This window comes from Nocardioides sp. LS1 (assembly GCF_003865225.1).
Lineage (GTDB): Bacteria > Actinomycetota > Actinomycetes > Propionibacteriales > Nocardioidaceae > Nocardioides > Nocardioides ginsengisegetis.
In genome coordinates this window covers 577,698-594,535 of sequence record NZ_BIFF01000001.1, presented here as the reverse complement: position 1 = coordinate 594,535, position 16,838 = coordinate 577,698, and the positions used below count along the sequence as shown (strand labels likewise).

The 16,838-nt window shown below is 71.2% G+C and carries 17 protein-coding genes; 12 read left to right on the top strand and 5 right to left on the bottom strand.

The genetic code is table 11. The features are described 5' to 3' along the window. Nucleotides 1-22 precede the first annotated feature (22 nt). The 6 genes from EJF31_RS02840 (at nt 23) to EJF31_RS02815 (ending at nt 6,883) form a co-directional block, all read left to right on the top strand. Nucleotides 23-1,354 (top strand): ABC transporter substrate-binding protein, encoded by a 1,332-nt coding sequence (locus EJF31_RS02840; RefSeq protein WP_125035569.1) that lies wholly within the window; start codon nt 23-25, stop codon nt 1,352-1,354. Between the two features lie 56 nt (nt 1,355-1,410). Further along, the gene (locus EJF31_RS02835) at nt 1,411-2,292 is read left to right on the top strand and encodes a carbohydrate ABC transporter permease (protein WP_125035568.1); all 882 of its coding nucleotides are present in this window, start codon (nt 1,411-1,413) and stop codon (nt 2,290-2,292) included. Beyond that, complete coding sequence (locus EJF31_RS02830) at nt 2,289-3,203, top strand: carbohydrate ABC transporter permease (RefSeq protein ID WP_125035567.1); 915 nt, start codon at nt 2,289-2,291, stop codon at nt 3,201-3,203. Before EJF31_RS02835 ends, EJF31_RS02830 begins: the two co-directional genes overlap by 4 nt. After that, nucleotides 3,200-4,264, top strand: a complete 1,065-nt coding sequence (locus EJF31_RS02825) for a LacI family DNA-binding transcriptional regulator (protein WP_125035566.1) — start codon at nt 3,200-3,202, stop codon at nt 4,262-4,264. Before EJF31_RS02830 ends, EJF31_RS02825 begins: the two co-directional genes overlap by 4 nt. Further along, nucleotides 4,261-5,724 (top strand): glycoside hydrolase family 32 protein, encoded by a 1,464-nt coding sequence (locus EJF31_RS02820; protein WP_125035565.1) that lies wholly within the window; start codon nt 4,261-4,263, stop codon nt 5,722-5,724. The genes EJF31_RS02825 and EJF31_RS02820 overlap by 4 nt, the downstream gene beginning before the upstream one ends. Before the next feature lie 103 nt (nt 5,725-5,827). After that, nucleotides 5,828-6,883 (top strand): hypothetical protein, encoded by a 1,056-nt coding sequence (locus EJF31_RS02815; RefSeq protein WP_125035564.1) that lies wholly within the window; start codon nt 5,828-5,830, stop codon nt 6,881-6,883. Between the two features lie 31 nt (nt 6,884-6,914). Here the strand turns inward: EJF31_RS02815 and EJF31_RS02810 are convergent, their stop codons facing one another. Then, the gene (locus tag EJF31_RS02810; RefSeq protein WP_125035563.1) at nt 6,915-7,619 is read right to left on the bottom strand and encodes an ANTAR domain-containing response regulator; all 705 of its coding nucleotides are present in this window, start codon (nt 7,617-7,619) and stop codon (nt 6,915-6,917) included. Between the two features lie 233 nt (nt 7,620-7,852). On the opposite strand from EJF31_RS02810, the gene EJF31_RS02805 reads away from it, so the two are divergent. The 4 genes from EJF31_RS02805 to EJF31_RS02790 all read left to right on the top strand — a co-directional run bounded on the left by EJF31_RS02805 (nt 7,853) and on the right by EJF31_RS02790 (nt 11,434). Continuing rightward, a complete protein-coding gene (locus EJF31_RS02805; RefSeq protein ID WP_125035562.1) occupies nt 7,853-8,527 on the top strand; it encodes a PAS domain S-box protein in 675 nt (224 codons plus the stop codon). Between the two features lie 19 nt (nt 8,528-8,546). Next, on the top strand, nt 8,547-9,218 hold the full coding sequence (locus EJF31_RS02800) for a DUF6629 family protein (protein ID WP_221767429.1): 672 nt from the start codon (nt 8,547-8,549) through the stop codon (nt 9,216-9,218). 211 nt (nt 9,219-9,429) lie between these two features. Next, entirely contained in the window at nt 9,430-9,960 is a 531-nt protein-coding gene (locus EJF31_RS02795) for a SigE family RNA polymerase sigma factor (protein ID WP_125035561.1), read from the top strand. Between the two features lies 1 nt (nt 9,961). Then, nucleotides 9,962-11,434, top strand: a complete 1,473-nt coding sequence (locus tag EJF31_RS02790; RefSeq protein WP_125035560.1) for a hypothetical protein — start codon at nt 9,962-9,964, stop codon at nt 11,432-11,434. A 9-nt stretch (nt 11,435-11,443) separates the two neighbouring features. On the opposite strand, the gene ctlX is transcribed toward EJF31_RS02790, so the two are convergent. Then, nucleotides 11,444-12,469 carry a citrulline utilization hydrolase CtlX gene (gene ctlX / locus EJF31_RS02785; RefSeq protein ID WP_125035559.1) on the bottom strand — a complete coding sequence of 342 codons (1,026 nt, stop codon included), beginning with the start codon at nt 12,467-12,469 and terminating at the stop codon, nt 11,444-11,446. A gap of 28 nt (nt 12,470-12,497) precedes the next feature. Between ctlX and EJF31_RS02780 the strand changes: the two genes are divergently transcribed. Beyond that, on the top strand, nt 12,498-13,517 hold the full coding sequence (locus EJF31_RS02780; RefSeq protein WP_125035558.1) for a 5'-3' exonuclease H3TH domain-containing protein: 1,020 nt from the start codon (nt 12,498-12,500) through the stop codon (nt 13,515-13,517). On the opposite strand, the gene EJF31_RS02775 is transcribed toward EJF31_RS02780, so the two are convergent. The 3 genes from EJF31_RS02775 to EJF31_RS02765 all read right to left on the bottom strand — a co-directional run bounded on the left by EJF31_RS02775 (nt 13,514) and on the right by EJF31_RS02765 (nt 16,010). Then, nucleotides 13,514-14,494, bottom strand: coding sequence for a patatin-like phospholipase family protein (locus tag EJF31_RS02775; protein ID WP_125035557.1), 981 nt, complete (start codon nt 14,492-14,494; stop codon nt 13,514-13,516). The two genes, EJF31_RS02780 and EJF31_RS02775, sit on opposite strands and share 4 nt — an antisense overlap. 59 nt (nt 14,495-14,553) lie before the next feature. Beyond that, complete coding sequence (locus tag EJF31_RS02770) at nt 14,554-15,318, bottom strand: hypothetical protein (protein WP_125035556.1); 765 nt, start codon at nt 15,316-15,318, stop codon at nt 14,554-14,556. A gap of 230 nt (nt 15,319-15,548) precedes the next feature. Further along, complete coding sequence (locus EJF31_RS02765) at nt 15,549-16,010, bottom strand: hypothetical protein (RefSeq protein ID WP_125035555.1); 462 nt, start codon at nt 16,008-16,010, stop codon at nt 15,549-15,551. Between the two features lie 79 nt (nt 16,011-16,089). Here EJF31_RS02765 and EJF31_RS02760 point away from each other — a divergent pair, with 79 nt between their 5' ends. Next, nucleotides 16,090-16,836: a response regulator transcription factor gene (locus tag EJF31_RS02760; RefSeq protein ID WP_125035554.1), complete on the top strand. Its 747-nt coding sequence runs from the start codon at nt 16,090-16,092 to the stop codon at nt 16,834-16,836. Nucleotides 16,837-16,838 lie beyond the last annotated feature (2 nt).

The following is a 16,838-nucleotide window of genomic DNA, read 5'->3' as shown; positions in this document are numbered from 1 at the left end:
GAATCCATCCAAGGAGAAGCAGATGAAGAAGCTCTACCGCTCGCTGGCCGCGCTGTCGGCGCTCGCCCTGCTGACAGCCGGGTGCGGCGGCTCGGGTGGCGCGGATCCCGGCAACGTCGACCCCCAGGGCAAGATCGAGCCCCGCGCCATCTCGTGGCTGCTGTCGCGACCGGCGGACGGCGCGGTGATCACGACCATGGAGAAGCTGGCCGACGAGTACGCCGCAGACCACCCCGGCTTCAAGCTCAACCTCATCACGACCCCCGACCGGCCCTCCTACATCCAGAAGTACGAGACGCTGGCGGCCGCGAACAAGCTGCCTGAGCTGTTCGACACCGACGCCACGCCGTTCGCGCAGAAGCTCGCCGAGCAGGGCCGGATGATGGACGCCGAGAAGCTGCTCAAGGACCTGGGCCTGTACGACGACTACCGGCCGTCGGCACTCGCCTACCAGCGCTTCGACGACGGGTCGCTCTACATGATCCCGTTCGAGTACGGCGCCGAGCTGTTCTGGTACAACAAGGCGCTCTTCGCCAAGGCCGGCATCGACGTGCCCACCTCGCTCGACGACTTCCCGGCCATGTGCAAGGCCCTGCGCTCCGCGGGCGTCACCCCGATCGCCATCGACGGCGCCGACCAGTGGCCGCTCGAGCGGTGGATCGCCTACCAGCCCTTCCGCACCGACGGCCCGGACTACGTGAAGTCCCTCAAGTCGGCGGACGCGAAGTTCAGCGACCCGGCCGGCCAGAAGGCCGCCCAGTGGCTCAGTGACCTCGGCTCCTCGCAGTGCTTCGAGGAGGGCTTCTCCTCCGTGGGCTACACCGACGCGGAGAACCTCTTCACCACCGGCAAGGCCGCCGTCTACAACATGGGCACCTGGGAGCTCGGAGCGCTGGCCACCGACGCGCTCGACCCCAGCATCCGCGACGACGTCGACTTCTTCACCCTGCCGACCGTCGACGGCTCGGCGACACAGCCCAACGAGTACGTCGCCCCGTCGGGCATCGGCATGGCGGTCAACGCCAAGACCTACGACCCCCTCGTGCGTGACTTCCTGAAGTTCGCGCTGACCCGCTACCCGGACGAGTACGCCGCCAGCGGAGCGCTCGGGCCGACCTCGACCGAGCCGAAGATCCCGGCCAACGCGACCCCGCTCTACGAGAAGGCCGTGAGCACCGCCAACGACGCCGGTGAGGCGACGATCATGCCGTGGGACACCCAGCTCGACCCCACGACGAACACCATGCTCCAGCAGGAGCTCACGCTGCTGGTCCAGGGCAACATCTCGGCAGACGAGTTCGTCTCCAAGATGGACGCCACCCTGGAACAGAACGCCCCCAAGTACTTCAAGTGACCGTAGGTGGGGGCCGGCGCACCGGCGTCGGCCCCCACCACACGGAAAGGCCGGTCATGCTCCCGTATCGCTCGAAACTGTCCGTGGTGCTCTTCCTGGCACCGCCACTCCTGCTCTACGGGGCCGCAGTCCTGCTGCCGATCGGGCAGTCCCTCGTCCTGAGCCTGTTCTCGTGGGACGGCATCACCGACATGCAGTTCGTGGGACTCGACAACTACCGGTTCATGTTGACCGGTGACCCGGTCTTCTGGCGGACCTTCCTCAACCAGCTCGGCTATGTCGCGATCTGTCTCGTCCTCCAGCTCGGCGGCGGGCTCGTCGTGGCCAGCCTGCTGGCCTCCCTCACCCGGGGGCGCGAGGTCATCAAGGTCCTCTACCTCCTGCCGGCCGTGATCTCGACCGTGGCGATCGCGTTCCTCTTCAACCGGGTCTACGCCGTTCACCCACAGGGCCTCGTCAACGGCCTGCTCGGCGCGGTCGGGCTCGACGGCTGGGAGCGACCGTGGCTCTCCGACGTCAACACGGTGCTCGCGGCGGTGTCGACACCCGAGGGGTGGCGCTTCATCGGCATCTACATGGTGATCATCTACGCCGCGCTGATCGCGGTCCCCCAGGAGCTCGCCGAGGCCGCGAGCCTGGACGGGGCCAACGCCTGGCACATCTTCCGCCACATCCGGTTCCCCCACATCCGACCCGTGTGGCTGACCACGACGATCATGGCCACGACGTACGCGCTCCGGGGGTTCGACATCCCCTACCTGCTCACCAACGGTGGCCCCGGTCAGTCCTCGGAGCTGGTCACGACCTACATGTACAAGACCGCGTTCACCAGCACGAACTACGGCTACGCCAGCACCCTGGCCGTCTTCATCGTCGTCGAGTGCCTGGTCGCGGTCGGCCTCCTGGTCGCCATGCTCCGGAGGAGGGCAGACGCATGACCCTCAACGTGCTCGCCCCCTCCCGGACCGCGCCGTCGCATGACGACAGTCCCTGGGGACCACCTCCATCGCGGCAGCGGCCGCGGCGTGACATCTACCGGTTCCTCAACCGGGTGCTGGTCGGGCTCCTCGTGCTGGTCCAGGTCTATCCGCTGCTCTGGCTGCTGATGACGAGCGTCCGCGACGAGCGGGACTTCGCCACCGGGAACCCCTTCGGACTCCCCCGCTCCTTCACGCTCGACAACTTCTCGCGTGCGTTCGGCGTCGGCAACCTGTGGCGCTACATCCTCAACAGCTTCATCGTGACGGCCGGGGCCGACCTGCTGATCGTGGTCTGCGGGATGATGGGCGCCTACGCGCTGACCGTCCTCGGCTTCCGCCTCAGCGGCGTGGTGCGGGGCATGTTCCTCCTCGGGGTCATCGTCCCGGTGCAGGTCGCACTGGTCCCCCTCTTCATCGACTACTCCAAGATCGGCCTGCTCGACACCTACCAGTCGATGGTGATCCCGCTGGCCGGCTTCTCGCTCCCCATGTCGATCTACCTGTTCTCCTCGTTCTTCGGCTACATTCCGCGCGAGACCTACGAGGCAGCATCGCTCGACGGGGCCGGGCCCTACCGCGTCTTCGCCCGGATCACGCTGCCGCTGTCGGTCAACACGGTCGTCACGGTGGTCATGGTCAACAGCATCTTCATCTGGAACGACTTCATCTTCGCCAACACGTTCGTACTCTCGGAGAACCTGAAGACAATCCCGCTGGGCCTCCAGAACTACATCGGCGCGATGGGCAAGACGGACTGGACCGCCACGTTCGCCGCGGTGTGCGTGACGGTCACGCCCCTGCTGCTCGTCTTCCTGGTGCTGAACAAGGCGATGATCTACGGCCTCGAGAGCGGAGCGAACAAGGGATGAAGCCACCACGGCCCGACGGCACGCGAGCGGTCACGATGCGTCAGGTGGCCGAGGCCGCGAAGGTGTCGATCTCCACGGTGTCGCTCGTCATCAACAACAAGGTCGGCGCCCGGATCGGCGACGACGCCAGGCGCCGGGTGCAGCAGGCCATCGAGGAGCTGGGCTACCGCCCCAACGCGTTGGCCAAGGACCTGGTGAGTGGTCGGTCCCGGTTCATCGGGCTCGTCGCCGATGCGATCGCCACGACCCCGTTCGCCGGCCAGATCATCCACGGCGCCCAGGACGAGGCCTGGCGGCACGGCTTCGTGCTCCTCGTGGCCAACACCGAGGGCAACGAGGACGCCGAGCGCGAGGCGCTCGCCATGATGCTGGAGCACAAGGTGCGCGGCATCCTCTACTCGACCTGGTACCACCGCCAGGTCGACCTGCCCACGGGGCTCACCGAGGCCGACTGCGTGCTGGTCAACTGCTTCAGCACCTCCGACGTGCCTGCGGTGGTCCCGGACGAGGAGACCGGCGGCCACGACGCCACCACGATGCTCATCGAGCAGGGACACCGCCGCATCGGGTTCCTCAACACGACGACACCGTCACCGGCGCACGACGGTCGACTCGCGGGCTACCGGCGTGCCCTCGCCGAGGCCGCCATCGCCTTCGACCCGGACCTCGTCATCGACGTACAACCCGACCAAGAAGGCGGCTACGCAGCCGTTCCCGCGTTGTTGCGCCAGGGAGTCAGTGGAGTGTTCTGCCACAACGACCGGGTCGCGATGGGCCTCTACGACGGGGTTCGTGAAGCGGGCGTCGCGGTCCCGGCCGACCTCGCCGTCGTCGGGTTCGACAACCAGGAGGTCATCGCGGCCCACCTCCGGCCTCCCTTGTCCACGGTCGCGCTCCCGCACTACGAGCTGGGACAGGCCGGAGTGCGCGTGCTCCTGGGGCTCGACGAGGTCGGCGACGACGGGCGTCTCACCGTGGCCTGCCCGCCGGTCCCCCGGGGATCGGTGGCCGGGCTTCGTCCTGGCGTGATCGCCGAGCCTTCTCCCGGCGCAGCGCGTTGAGCTCGCCGGACCCGCACTTCCCGGCCATCCACCTCCGTCCGCCTCGGCACTGGGTCAACGACCCCAACGGCCTGACGCACCACGACGGCCACTTCCACGTCTTCTTCCAGTTCAACCCCGACAGCGCGCGCCACGAGAACATGCACTGGGGGCACTGGCGCAGCCGAGACCTGCGCGCCTGGGAGCTGCTCCCGGTCGCCCTGTCGCCCGAACCCGGCGGCGACGACGCCGACGGGGTGTGGTCCGGCAACGCGGTGAGCGTCGACGGCCGCCTGGTCGCGTTCTACTCGGCCAGGCGTGACGACCGGTGGTGGCAACCGGTCACCTCGGCCAGCTCGAACGACGGAGTGCACTTCGAGAAGTCCCCGCGCCTCCTGGTGTCCGAGCCACCACCGGGCACCGTGATGTTCCGGGACCCCTACGTGTGGCGGGACGCCCACGGTTGGCGCATGCTCGTCGGCGCCGCACTCGATGACGGACGTGCCGCAGCTCTCCAGTACACCTCCCCCGACCTGGTCTCCTGGGACTACGTCGGCCCCTTCCTGGCTCGGCACCCCGAGCCCCTCACCACCGGGGACGACACCGCGCAGGGCTGGGAGTGCGTGCAGTACGCCCAGCTGACCCCGGGACGCGGCGTCCTGGTCGTGAGCGGTTGGAACCCCGCCACCGGTGCGGCCCGCGCCGCGGCGTACGTCGGGCAGGACCGGGGCGCCGAGTTCCTCCCGACGCAGCTGCTCGCGTTCGACCACGGTCCCGACGCCTACGCGCCGGCACTGCTGCATGCCCCCGACGGTCGCTGGCTGGCGTGGGCCTGGGTGTGGGAGGCCCGGGACGAGGCTCGCGTGGGTGCGCCCGGCACGTGGATCGACGAGGTCGGCTGGGCCGGGATGCTCTCAATCCCCCGTGAGCTCTCACTCACCGACCACGGACTGCACCAGGCGCCGGCCCGCGAGGTCGACGAGCTGCGCGGCCGTCTCCTCGTCCGGGCCACGACCCTGGCCAGCAGCGACGAGCCGTCCGACCTCGGCACGGTCGGGACCGTGTTCGACGCCGTCGCCGTGCTCAGCCGCAGCGTTGACGGCAAGGCCGCGTCCGGGATGCGCCTCGTCACCTCGAACGACGGCCGGGAATGCCTCGACATCGGTCTGGACCCCACCACGGGTGACGTCGTCGTCGACCGTTCGCGGGCGTCTCTCGACCCCCGTGCGAAGCGGGGGTCGTGGAGGCTGCCCACGGCCGTGGCCCCAGGAGGCAGCGTCGAGGTCCGCGCCGTGGTCGACGGCTCCGTGGTCGAGGTGTTCACGGAGACCGGGATGGCCCTGACCGCGCGCTTCTACCCGTGCGGCCGGGACGGATGGAGGCTGCGGACCAACACGGCAGGTGAGGGAGCCGCACGCCTCGTCCTCGATGCCTGGGAGCTGGCACCGCTCGACCTCGACACCGGCGCAGACCGCTCGTGACTGCGGCAGAGGCTTTCGTCGCCCACCGCACGGACGATCGCCTCTGCTGGCACGCGCCCGCACGCCGCAGGCTCGAGGGGTCGGACCATCCCAGGCGTGAGACATGGACGTGCCTGCCGCTCGCCGCACGGGGACCCTGCTGCTCGGCCTGGCGGCGGCGACCGCGGCCGCTGTGCTCCCCTGGCTCCCGGCCGCGGCCGACGTGCCGCACATCGACCCGGCGGCGCTGCCGCGCGGGGACTCCCCGGCGGTCGTCCGCCTGGTCCGCGACACCGTGCGGGACGGCGACCTGAGGGTCCCGGCCACCACGCGCGGCGACCACGACGCCCTCTGGGTGGTCGCCGGCGGCTACCTCCTCCGCGACGTCAACGTCGGGCCGCGGCACCTGACCCGGGTGGTCCACGTCAGCCGGACCGGGGAACGGCGCCTGGTCGCCCGGTCCCCCGGCCTGCTCACCGTGGCCGTCTCGGGCAGCGGCAGGCGCGTGGCCGTCCAGCGCCCGCTCGGCTCGAGCGGCCTCCGCTCGGTCATCACCGTGTCCGCGGCGCGGACCGGGCGGGTCGTCGGGCACCGGGAGCTGCGGCTGGCCAACCTGGTGGCCGTCACCGACCACCGGGTCCTCATCGGTCTCCGCGCACGCTGGCACCACCCGGCCACGGTGTGGTGGAACTACGAGCGGGGCACCCTGCACCGCGTCTACCACCAGGCCGCCGTGGGCGCCGACGTCCGGCACGACAGGGTCGTCTTCGACCGGACCCCGGTCGGGGAGTTCTGCAACCGGGTCGCGCCCCTGTCCCGACCCGGGCGGACGCTGTGGCACAGCTGCCGCGTCTACCCCCGCCAGTGGTCACCCGACGGTCGGCACGCGCTCGCGACGCACACCTACTTCGACGCCGCGGGCACGGACCGCTGGTGGGTGATCGACGGGCGCACCGCCGTACGGCAGGCGAGGATCACCGGCAGGCTCGACTGGCACGCCGTGTGGGAGGACGACGGACACTTCCTCACCCTGACCCAGAGCGACGCGGGCCGGGCCGCCGTCATCCGCTGCGACCTCACCGGCACGTGCGAGCGAGCGAGCAGGTTGTGGGACGTCCCGGTGCCTGAGGACCCGTCGGTGTTCTACGCCGCGCCGCCGGTGGTCCTGGCGAGCCCTTGACGCCCGACAGCCCGCCGCTGTCGACGCCTCCTCAGACCCTGAGGCCGGCGTTCACGATCGCCTCGGCGACGACCTGGATGCTGGCGTTGTGATCGCGGGCGTGCCGCCGGATCAGTGCGAACGCCTCGTCGATGCTCGTGCTGTGGGCGTGGGCGGTGATGCCCTTGGCCTGCTCGATGACCACGCGCTGGTCCAGGGCTCGCTGCAGCTGCCCGTTCAGCTGGCGTTGCTGGTCGAGCTCGGAGGCGTGGACGAGGTACGCCGTCGCCATGTCCGCGAAGACGCGCGCGGTCACCAGGTCATCGTCCGACCACGCCCGGAGCTCCCGTGAGTAGAGGTTGAGCGATCCGACCGTCTCGCCGCCCTGCGCGAGGGGGATGGCGGCGACGCTGGAGACCGAGTGACGGCGGGCCGCGGCGACATACTCGGGCCACCACCGCTCCTCGTGGTGGCCGATGTCGGTGATCGCCACGACCTCACCGGTGCGGATCGCGTCGAGGCCCGGCCCGCGGGCGTGGTCGTGCTGAGCCTGCTCGAGGTCGACGACCGCGTGGTCTGCCGGGTCGCCGACGTGCAGCGGTCCGCCCCGGACCAGGCTGACGCCGCTGCCTGCCAGCCCGAGCACTGCGGTGACGTGCTCGGTCAGCTCACCCAGAACGACCTCGACGTCGCGGGGCGCGACGAGGGACTGGGCGAACCGGGACAGGCTCTCCAGGAAGGGCCGGTGATCTGGCATGGCGTCTCCGCACCCAGGACGCGGGCAACCCGGGCGGCGACGCGACGACGTGGACTCACCTCGAGGGTACAAGCGACCGGTCGCGAGCGGCCCGCTCTCGCGGCGATCCGCCACCGGGCGCGCGTGCTAGCGTTGAAATCGTCCAGCCTCTCCAACCGCCCCGGACCCCGGCGGTGAAGCCACTCCAGACCTTCGGTGGCGCGTTCATCGAGACGCGCAATCCGGAGGTCTTCATGCTTTCCCCGCTCCGCAGGTCCCCCGCCGCGGTCGACGCGGGTGCCGGTGTCGCGGCTGACCTGTCGCTCGGGCTCCTCATCAGGGCCGTGGAGGAGTATGCGATCTACTCCCTCGACCCGACCGGCGCCGTCCAGACCTGGAACATCGGCGCGCAGCGGATCAAGGGCTACACCGAGCGGGAGATCCTCGGCCAGCACTTCTCGGTCTTCTACCTGCCCGAGGACCGGCAAGCCGACCTCCCCGCCACCGAGCTCGCGCACGCCATCGGCCACGGCCAGTGGTCCGGTGAGGGATGGCGGGTCCGCAGGGACGGCAGCCGGTTCTGGGCGAACGTCGTCATCACCGCGATCTTCGGCCCCGACGGGCAGGTCACCGGGTTCGTCAAGGTGACCCGGGACGAGACCGGACGCAAGACCGCCGAGGAGTCCAGCCGCCAGCTCGACCTGCTCCGTGAGCGCGAGCGCATCGCGATGGAGCTGAACGACACGACCATGCGCGGCATCTTCTCCGCGACCCTCACGCTCGCTGACGCACTCGCCACGACGACCGACCCGCGGGCCTCCGAGCTCATCGCGGACGCCATCGCCGCACTCGACCGCACCGTCACACAGGTTCGCTCGACGGTGACCGGCCTGGGACTCGACCGGGACACGGGACCCATCGCTCGCTGACCTCACCGAACGGACCACCGTGTGCTTCTCCCCGGAGGTGGACGCCCTGGCCGGCCTGCTGATCGGGGCGGTCGGGATCGACGCGGTGCGCCACGTCCGGACTCCGGCTGAACGTCCACTCGCCGTCCTGCCCCTGCTCTTCGCGGGTCACCAGCTGGTCGAGGCATTCGTGTGGTGGGGCCTGGAAGGCAAGGTCGCGACGGAGGTCGGGCACGCGGCGGAGTGGCTGTACCTCGCGATCGCGTTCGGGGTCCTGCCGATCCTGGTGCCGATCGCCGTGGGCGCGCTGGAGCCTGTCGCGCATCGACGCAGGACCAGCGCGTTCGTCGCCCTGGGCACGTTCGTCGCCGTCATACTCATGTACGGCGTCGTGCGCGGCCCCCTCGAGGCGAGGATCCGGGGCCACTACGTCGCCTACGACGTGGACCTCTGGCACGGGGGCGCGCTCACGGTCCTCTACGTGGTGGCGACCTGCGGCGCCCTGCTGATCTCGGACCGGCGCCACGTCCGGGCCTGGGGGGTGGCCAACCTCGCTGCGGTGCTCGTCCTGGCGTGGGTCAACCAGGCCGGTCTCATCTCCCTGTGGTGCGTCTGGGCGGCCGTCACGAGCGTCGCCATCGCCACCCACCTGCGGCATGCCCCGACCCTGTCCCGAGACGTCGCATCACCCGTACCACCACGGGCGTGGTGAGCACGCTCGACAGGAGCCGGTGCTCCACCGACCGGCAAACGACCATGGCCCGCACGTCGACGGCGCTCGGAGCGAGGACATGATCATCGACATCGCCCTCGACCTGGCTCGCACGGTCCCCGCCCCTGGGTGAGCTCCCGCCGGAAAGGTCGGCACCGACGCAACCTTTCTCCCCCGGGTCTCGTCAAGAGGGGCAAGAAGGGGGTGCCAGATGGCGTTCACGACCACGAAGCAGACGCAGGACGCGTCGGCGTTCGAGGAGCTCGCCGCGTCCGCGTGGCCGCGGCTCTACCGCTCGGCGTACCTGCTCGCCGGGAACCACGCGGACGCCGAGGACCTCGCCCAGCAGGCGCTGCTGCAGGCCTACCGGTCCTGGACCAAGGTGAGCGGGGCCGACCAGCCGATCGCCTACCTGCGGCGCACGCTCACCAACATCTACATCTCCCAGCAACGCCCGCTGGCCCGCAAGCTGGAGCTCCTCACCGACGCTCCCCCGGAGCCACGCACGGCGCCGGGAGCCGGAGGTCCCGAGGACCACCTGGAGCTCTGGCCGCACGTCGCCTCGCTGCCGCCCCGGCAGCGGGCCGTGATCGTGCTGCGCTACTACGAACAGCTCAGTGAACGAGAGATCGCCGACGCACTCGGGTGCTCGACCGGCAACGTCAAGTCCACGGCCCACCGCGCGCTCAAGTCACTGCGAGCCTCCGTCGGCCACGACCTGTACGACGGAGAGGAGGCCTGAGATGACCACGGAACTCGAGAAGGTGCTGGTCCGCGAGCTGCGCGAGGTCGCCGACGGCCTGCACGTGCCGCCGATGCCGTCCCTGCCCAGGGAGGAGGCCCGACCGGGCCGCGTGCGGCACTGGCAGCCCCTGCTGGTGGCCGCGGTGGTCGTGCTGATCGTCGGCGCGGTGGCAGTGTTCCTCGGCGAGAGCGGTGACGGCTCGCCCGATCCGGCCCCGGCGCCGACCCCCACGCCCAGCGTCACCCCGACACCGGACGCCACGATCCCCGCCGCTCCCCCGTCCGTGCCCTACGTCCTCGACCGCAGGCTCTACGTCGACGGCACGCAGGTGCCCGGCGAGTTCTGGGCGGTCGAGTCGCGCGGCGGGGCCTGGCTGGCCTGGCAGCCCGACGGCACGTGGTGGTTCGGCGCCCCGGGCGTGGACGCCGGGCCGATCAGTGCCGTGATCGACGAGGCACCGGTGCTCTCGCCCCACGGGAAGTACGTCGCGTTCGTCGACCTGAGCAGCGGCAAGCCCGTCCTGACCGGGTTCGACACCTCTCCGTCGGGCGAGGGCCTCGGCGCCGCGCCGATCGACCTGCCCCGCCGGGAGAACGGCGTGGCGGTCCGGGTCCGCGCCGTCACCGACGACGGCGACGTGATCGTCCAGGGCACCCGCACCAGCCTGATGTGGCGCGCGGGGACCGGCGACCAGCAGACGGTCGTCGACCTCACGCAGACCGCACCCGACCAGGTGGTGCTCCAGGGGACCGCGGCCGGGCTGGTCGTCGTCGACGGGGCGGACGGCGCCACCGACGCCACCAGCACCGAGCCCTACCTCGCGACCATCTCGCCCGACGGCGTGCTGGCCCGGACGGGCACGCTGCCGACGTACGACGACCTCGAGGTCAGTCCTGGCGGCACCTGGCTGGTCCGGGCACCGGCCGGCACGATCGGCGGTGACGTGCCCGCCGTCGACAGCCTCTCCGCGCAGGAGGTGGGCAGCTCCGACGAGATGGTGCTGGCCGCGCCCGACCGCTGGGGCTTCGCCACCAACACCTGGGCCTGGGAGGACGACGAGACCCTCGTGGCGGTCCTGCTGCCCCTCCGGGGACAGGCCGACCCGCGGCTGGTCCGGTGCAGCGTCACGCTCGGGGGCTGCCGCGCCTTCGCCGGACCGACCACCGACGGGGCCACCGGCACCGCCACGGCCGAGCAGGCCCTGGACGCCGTCATCGAGGCCGTCGTCGCCGGCGACCGGGCACTCCTCACCGACCAGGACGTGGTCCGCGACGGCGAGTGGCAGCAGCTGGTCGACTTCGCGGCCGGCCAGGGCGGCTCGGGCGGCAGCTGCCGCGACAACGGCAGCGGGACCCAGGACTGCGAGATCTCGTTCGCGGCCAACCCGAACGCCACCTACTACGCCATCCTCGAGCCCGCGCAGAACGCCTACGGGTGGCGGGTCGGCTACGTGAGCATCGCCGGGGCCTGACGCCAGGCCTCAGACCCCGGCGTCGACGTACCGGCCGTCAGCGGTGACCGGGTGGTCCTCGTTGATGGCCCGGACGGCGGTGGTCGGCGGCACCTCGGTGGGGCGCAGGTCGAGGTGGACGCCGGCGATCATGCAGCGCACCGACCCGCCGGCCAGCTCGATCGTCGGGATGTCGATCGCGACGATCTCGCAGGACTCCTCGATCACCGCGACCTGCTCCGGGGTGAGGCTGCGGCGGGCCCGCGCGGACATCGCCATGATGTAGCGGCGCCGGCCGTCCGCGGTCCGGCCGCAGAGCTCGACCGCGTTGCCGGCGAACTCGCGGATCTGCGCCTCGGTGAGCTCGACGACCTTGCGGCCGTTGACGGTGAGGCGCTCGCGGACCTGCTCGCGGCGTACGACGTCGGGGATCATCTCCAGCGCGATCATCGCGACGTCCGTGCCGATGCAGGCGATCACGTTGGTGTGGTAGACCGGCACGCCGCTGGAGTCGACGGCGTCGAAGGCCATCGGCTCGTAGCCGAAGTCGGTGCAGAAGCGCTCCAGGACGTGGGAGTCGGCGCGGTGGCTGACGGCCATGTAGGCCACCCGGGACACGTGGTCGAGGACCATGGCGCCGGTGCCCTCGAGGAAGATGCCGTCGGGCTCGAGGCCGGAGTAGTCCACGATCGTCTGGACGCGGTAGGACGACTTGAGCATCTCCAGCACGTCGGCCCGGCGCTCGTGCCGCCGGTTGGAGGCGTACATCGGGTAGACCGCGACCGTGCCGCCGGCGTGCGTCGAGAGCCAGTTGTTGGGGAAGACGCTGTCGGGGCGGGTGTGGTCGTGGTCCTCGAAGACGTGCACGCGCACCCCGGCGTCGCGGAGCGCGTCGGCGACGGCGTCCATCTCGGCCAGCGCCTGGGCCGAGGTGATGTCGGCGGACTGCCCGGCCGGGATGTCGGCCTGGAAGGCGTTGTCGGCCGCGGTCGCCGGGTTGGGCACGAACTTCTCGGCGCGGATGAGGATCACAGCGGAGGGGGCTTGGGCACTCACGCTGGGAGGGTAGAGCATGGGGCCTCCCATGCAGACCTCCGGAACCCCCTTCACCGAGCGCCGCCTGCTGCTCGCCGTCGACGCCCCCTCACTCCTCCACCGCAGCCACCACGCGCGCTCCGACACGGGCCTGCTGGACCGTGGCGGCCGGCCCGCGTGGGCGCTGCACGGGATGCTCCGCCAGATCCTCGAGGCGATCGACATGTTCGCCCCGGACGCCGTGATCTTCGGCCTGGACGACCGCAGCCACTCCATCCGTGCGGCGGCCTATCCGGACTACAAGGCCGGCCGCGCGGAGAAGGACGCGACCCTGGTCGACCAGCTCGACCGGGCCGGCGCGATGCTCGACGCGCTGGGCTTCAACACCGTGACACCGCCGGGCCTGGAGGCCGACGACGTCAACGCCTCGGCGGCGACCTGGGCCGAGCGCGAGGGCTGGAGCTGCGTGCTGATCACCTCCGACCGGGACGCCTTCGCCCACATCAGCGACCACACCCGGGTGCTGCGCCTGATCAACGGCGGGATCGCGGCGTCGCCGCTGCTCAGCCCCGCGCGCCTGGAGTCGATGTACGGCATCGCGCCCGAGCACTACCTCGAGTACGCCGCCCTCCGCGGCGACGCGAGCGACAACCTGCCCGGCGTCGCGGGCATCGGCGAGAAGACCGCGCCGGTGCTGCTCACCCAGATGGGGTCGATGCAGTCGGTGTGGGCCGACATCGACCACGCCGACGGTGTCAACCTCGTCGCGACCCTCGACTCCTACTGCGAGGAGGAGGGGCTCCGCAAGATCGGGGCCGGGCTGCTCAAGCGCCTCACGGCACCCGGCGCCCGGGAGCGGTTCGAGTTCAACCTGGCGATCATGTCGGGCAGGACCGACCTCGACCTGGGGCTGACCCCGCACGTGCCGGGCTCCCCCGGCCTGCTCCCGCTCGACGTGGAGCGCGTGCTGCGCGTCGTCGGTCACCTCAACGTCACCGCGACCACCGACCTGGCGCTCCGCGTGCTCACCGAGCCGCCGGCGTCCGCCCAGGGGGCCGACCGCGGCTAGTGACCCCGCCGGAGCCCGACGGAGATCAGCAGCTCCCGGATCTCGGGCCGGGCGGCGTACGAGCCGGCACCCAGGAACGCCTGCTGGACGATCTCGTCGACCCGCTCCCGCGCCATGAAGTCGTTGCCCATCGCGGCGAGCTCGGCCGCGCCGGGCCGGAACGTGATCACGGGCGTGCCGCTCTCCCGGAGCGCCCGGGTCTCGCGCCGGGCCAGTCGTGCGGCGTGGCCCCGGGACAGGGCGTAGAGGTCGGTCGGGATCTGCACGGGCCCCGACATGGGCGACACCACGATCACCAGGTCGAGGTCCTGTCCCCGCAGGAGTGCGGCGTTCGTGGGTGAGTGCGCGCCGCCGTCGACGTACACGTGGTCGTCGATCGTGACGGGCATGAAGTAGCCGGGCACCGCGCACGACGCGGCGATGGCCAGGTGCAGGGGGGCCTCCGGGCCGCCCGGCCGCCCGAAGACCACCCGCCGGCCGTCTCGGCGGCGCACGGCGCAGATCCAGAGGTCGCGTTCCGGCCAGGACCGGCCCTCCACCTCGCGCAGCATGCTCAGCTGCTCGGCGATGTCGACGCGACCCGGGGCGAGGAGGGCGAGCGCGGCGGCCATCGGCCGGAAGGTCCACGGCCGGATCACCGCCCGCTGCACCATCTCCCACCCGGGCGGGTCCGGCAGCCGGCGCAGCAGCGGCAGCAGCCGGAACGGCTCGAACACGGGGATCTCGTTGCCCAGCAGGCTGCGCAGCATCATGCCCTCGGCCTCGAGCGGCGCCTGCACGATCCAGGCCGCGAGCTCCGGGGCCGGGACGCCGACACGCAGCAGGGTCCCGGTGATCGCGCCGGCCGACGTGCCCACCACCACCTCGGCGTCCCGCGGGTCCCAGCCCAGGTCGTGCTCGAGGGCGGCGAGCACGCCGGCGTGGTAGGCCTGCCCCACCACCCCGCCGGCTCCCAGGACGAGCCCCACCCTGCTCATGGCCCGACACTGGCCCTGTCGCCGCCCCCGCCGCAAGGCCCACGCGCGCTAGGCGGCTCCTACGGGTGGGTGACCGAGACGGCCTCGAACTTCTCGCTGCCGCCGGCGAGGTCCTGCTCGGTGACGATGCCGACGCCCTGGGCGTAGTACTTCACCGACACGACCCCCTTCTCCAGCCGCGACCACTCGAAGCTGCGCACGACCGACGTGTAGCGGTGGCCGGCGACCCGCACCGTCGCGTCGTTCTGGACGACCCAGGCCTGGTCCTCGGCGTGCCCGCGGAGGAACTCCTGGCGGTAGGCGTCGGTCGGGCGGGGGTGCGCCGGCATGATGATCCCGGCCCGCGCGCCGTCGCGCCCGGCCCGCCACGACCCCTCGCGGGAGTCGACGTTGCCGTGCTCGTCGTACGTCGCGGTGTTCTCGCCGAAGTACCAGACGTTGCCGTCCTGGTCCGCGGCGTACCAGTCCCACGTCCTCTCCGCGACCGAGCCGTCCGCGCGGCGGAGGACGTCGTGGACGACCCGGGTCTTCACGCCCTGGATCATCTTGGTGTCGTGGGTGATCGTGAGCCGCTCGGTCAGCCGGTGCCCCTCGTCGACGCCGCGGTAGCGGACGACGGTGCCGGGCTTCAGCGGGAAGTACGGGTTGGGCTTCGACGTCGCGAACGCGCCGGGATCGACGGCGGCGGGAGCCGCGTGGTGCGTGACGTGGTGCGGTGCGGCCGCGGTCACGGGCGCCGCGCCGGATGCGGCAACGCCGGTCGCGACGGCGGCTGCGGAGGCCGCGCTCGCCAGGCACAGGGAGGCGATGGTCAGGGTCTTCACGGGAGGTCCTTCCTCGAGGGGTCACCCGAGGATGCCGCGTCCCCGCTGAAGGCAGCCTGAACCGCCGCTGAAGAGCGGGTTGAATCGGGACTTCCCGACAGTCGAGTCGGTACTTCTCGTCACGTGAATCGGGACTTCAGGTCAGCCGGGCGCGAGGGCATTGGGGGAAAGCCCCGATTCGAGTGGTCACAACTCCCGATTCGAGTGACTGGAAGTCCCGATTCGACCTGTCAGAGGGAGCCGGAGTTGGTGGAGCCCTTGGTGCACGACACGACCTTCGACCACAGGGGTCCGGTCCAGTTGCTGTAGACCGAGCGGATCGAGACGGTGTACTTCGTCGACGCCTTGTCGTTCGTCTGCGAGACCGCGACGGTGCGGGTGTGCGCCGTCGAGGTCGAGGAGTTGCTTGGGCCGTCCTCGCTGGTCACCGTCACGGCGTACGACGATCCCGCGGGGCCGGTGTCGGTGAAGCCGCTGACCGTCACCGAGACCCCCTCGGTGTTGCCGCTGCTGGTGCACTGGTAGGTGCCGGTGACGCTCGTCGGGGCCACCAGGACGGCGGTGCCGACGGACTGTGCGGGGGCCGAGCTGGACGCGCTGAAGCGGGCGAGGGCGAGGCCCGGCGTCAGGACCACGAGCGCAGCGACCAGCAGCACCGTGGCCGCGCGGCGGCTGAGGTCGAGGCTGGTCATGCCCCCAGTCTTTCGAAACGGTTTCAAGCGGGACCCGAAGCAACCTCAAGAAAGCGGCAAGTTCTGGCACCATGTGCACATGTCAACGAGCTCGGGAGAAGACCGGAAGGCCCTCGTCGTCGAGGACGACGAGGACATCCGCTCCCTCATCGAGTTCACGCTCTCGACGCAGGGCTTCTCCGTCATGACCGTCGACTCCGGTCTGGCCGGCGTCGACGCGGTGCGCGACCACGACCCGGACCTGGTCACCCTGGACCTCGGCCTGCCCGGCATCGACGGCATCGAGGCCTGCCGTCGCATCCGCGAGATCTCCGACGCCTACGTCGTGATGATCACCGCGCGCGACGACGAGGTGGAGAAGCTGATCGGGCTGGAGACCGGCGCCGACGACTTCCTGTCCAAGCCGTTCAGCCCCCGCGAGCTCAAGGCCCGCGTCAACGCGATGTTCCGCCGGCCGCGCCGCGGCCCGCAGACGGTCGCCGTCCCGGTCAACAACCACGTCGCGGCCGAGCCCGAGCACGAGGTGCTGCGCCACGGCACCCTCACCGTCGACGTCGACGGCCGCCGGGCCTTCCAGGACGACAGCGAGCTGACGCTGACCCGCACCGAGTTCGACCTGCTGACCGAGCTGATGCGCACCCCCGCCCGGGTCTGGACCCGCGAGGCGCTGCTGCGCTCGGTCTGGGACACCGAGTGGGCCACCGACACCCACCTCGTCGAGGTCCACATCGGCAACCTGCGTCGCAAGCTGGGCGAGGGCCCCGGCGCGGCCAAGCTCATCCGCACCGTGCGGGGCGTGGGCTACCGCATGGAGGCACCCAGCTGACG

Excerpts from the sequence above, each read along its gene's own strand:
- EJF31_RS02840 (WP_125035569.1), top strand. The coding sequence starts at position 23 with ATGAAGAAGCTCTACCGCTCGCTGGCCGCGCTGTCGGCGCTCGCCCTG.
- EJF31_RS02835 (WP_125035568.1), top strand. The coding sequence starts at position 1,411 with ATGCTCCCGTATCGCTCGAAACTGTCCGTGGTGCTCTTCCTGGCACCG.
- EJF31_RS02830 (WP_125035567.1), top strand. The coding sequence starts at position 2,289 with ATGACCCTCAACGTGCTCGCCCCCTCCCGGACCGCGCCGTCGCATGAC.
- EJF31_RS02825 (WP_125035566.1), top strand. The coding sequence starts at position 3,200 with ATGAAGCCACCACGGCCCGACGGCACGCGAGCGGTCACGATGCGTCAG.
- EJF31_RS02815 (WP_125035564.1), top strand. The coding sequence starts at position 5,828 with ATGGACGTGCCTGCCGCTCGCCGCACGGGGACCCTGCTGCTCGGCCTG.
- EJF31_RS02810 (WP_125035563.1), bottom strand. The coding sequence starts at position 7,619 with ATGCCAGATCACCGGCCCTTCCTGGAGAGCCTGTCCCGGTTCGCCCAG.
- EJF31_RS02805 (WP_125035562.1), top strand. The coding sequence starts at position 7,853 with ATGCTTTCCCCGCTCCGCAGGTCCCCCGCCGCGGTCGACGCGGGTGCC.
- EJF31_RS02795 (WP_125035561.1), top strand. The coding sequence starts at position 9,430 with ATGGCGTTCACGACCACGAAGCAGACGCAGGACGCGTCGGCGTTCGAG.
- EJF31_RS02790 (WP_125035560.1), top strand. The coding sequence starts at position 9,962 with ATGACCACGGAACTCGAGAAGGTGCTGGTCCGCGAGCTGCGCGAGGTC.
- EJF31_RS02780 (WP_125035558.1), top strand. The coding sequence starts at position 12,498 with ATGCAGACCTCCGGAACCCCCTTCACCGAGCGCCGCCTGCTGCTCGCC.
- EJF31_RS02775 (WP_125035557.1), bottom strand. The coding sequence starts at position 14,494 with ATGAGCAGGGTGGGGCTCGTCCTGGGAGCCGGCGGGGTGGTGGGGCAG.
- EJF31_RS02765 (WP_125035555.1), bottom strand. The coding sequence starts at position 16,010 with ATGACCAGCCTCGACCTCAGCCGCCGCGCGGCCACGGTGCTGCTGGTC.
- EJF31_RS02760 (WP_125035554.1), top strand. The coding sequence starts at position 16,090 with ATGTCAACGAGCTCGGGAGAAGACCGGAAGGCCCTCGTCGTCGAGGAC.